1 pseudogene is annotated in these 1,700 nt (G+C 46.4%); it reads left to right on the top strand.

The window, feature by feature from the left end:
* A pseudogene (locus EYW47_RS41270) lies at positions 1–790 on the top strand (hypothetical protein); the annotation flags it as partial.
* Between the last annotated feature and the right edge of the window lie 910 nt (positions 791–1,700).

A 1,700-nucleotide genomic window follows, 5' to 3' on the forward strand; every position in this document is an offset into this window, starting at 1 on the left:
GGCCGGGCAGAAGCTGTGGTTTTTCCATCCGCTCGCGTTTATCCGGCATTTCAGGAAGTGCGGGTGGCTGAGCAAGGACGAGTTATCGCAAATTTATCCCGATTTGAAATATAGCGCGGTAGGGAAAATCGGCGAGGAATATCGAGAAAAATATCGGGTTGCCATCAATCAGGTTTTTAGGAAGTATGGTATTGGTAACAACAATCGAGGCTCTCATTTTTTTGGGCAAATTGCAGTTGAGTCGTACTATATGATGGTGGTTCGCGAAAGCTCTGTGGCTATCGCGACTGCGATTACAACTAATCACGTTTCAATTATGCCTGAGTTGAATGGTTACCTGCGCTCGCCGCCTGCCGCGGTTACTTATTTCAATCGTTATGAGAATAATAGTGGATTGGGTAACACGGATGCTGGCGACGGGATTAAATTTCGCGGAAGGGGATTTAAGCAGCTTACCGGGAGATTTAACTATTCAGAATATTGGGTTTTTAGAGGTTGGCTTGATAGCAGTTCATATGACCATGCGTGGTTCAATAGTCATAACCACCACCACGGAACTGGTCCAATTATAGACGACCCTGAATTCGCGGGGAATGACGCCTATTCCTGTGTTGATACAGCGGGGTTTTTCTGTGTCCGTTATTTAGTTGAAAAGGCAGCAGACATTGGAGTTTCGGAGACGGCATCGCGAGCGGTAACTAGAATCGTCAATAGATGGGATGCAGCTAGCCCCCCGTTGCGGTGGGCTGAAACTCGTAGTGCGCATCGAGTACTGGGAGATCAATCGTGAAAAGATACTTTTTTCTATTTTTGCTAGTGATTTTCTTGGGCGATGCTTGTGCACAAGTTGTTAGTTCTTGCGACGGAAACTATTCGGCGAAGGTTGTTGGTCGAGGCTCAATACTTGTTAAGCACGCTGGGAAAAAGATAGGTTTGATTCGGGCTGAGCATGGTATCGCGGGAGGGACGTTTGATTCGAAGGGGACTTTGCTCGTTGTTTACGGCCTCCCGAATAAAATAGATCCTCGGAGTCCTCAGGCTGAATATTTAACGGTTTATCTAACGAGGCCAAGATTGCATGAAATTATGAAGAGAAAATACGGAGGGGGGGTGTACGAAGTTGCCATTGGAACTGATCCGGATCTGGTGTTTGTTTCGAGTCGATTTGGTTTTGAAATTGTCAACGTAAGAGCCATGAGGATTAAATCCTTTGATTCACTATCAGAGCCGCGGTTTTCAAGGCAACAGTGTAAAAGTAGCTAACTAATTTTGTGGCAACTATGAAATTTCCTCTCCGCAAGGGTGACGAGCTCTAACACGGTGGCGAAGTAACGGGCGGCTCGTCGTCTTGATTTCACCCGTTCTGCTAAAGAGATTATTTCGTGAGAGATTGGGAATGCCTAAAATCGAATGGGGTTTGATTGTGCTGGCATCAGTCTTTTTCGCGGGGACCGCTCACGCAGATGATACTTATGAGGTAGCTGGTTCCTCAATTACAATCGACAGTTCTAGAAGGTGCTTGCTTGACAAGCCTCCGCTTTATGCAATCGAGAGTTTCGATAAGTCAGCGGTAATGGTCTCAGAAACTGGCTATATCCCAAAACAGAATCTAACCACTTGTCAAGTTGGGCGGGTAGTGCACGTCCTCTCGATCCCGTCAAATGTGGGGGTGCTATCCGACATAAATATCTCAAAGGATA

The sequence above is a fragment of the Paraburkholderia silviterrae genome (genome assembly GCF_004353915.1).
In the GTDB taxonomy this organism is placed as follows: Bacteria; Pseudomonadota; Gammaproteobacteria; order Burkholderiales; family Burkholderiaceae; genus Paraburkholderia; species Paraburkholderia silviterrae.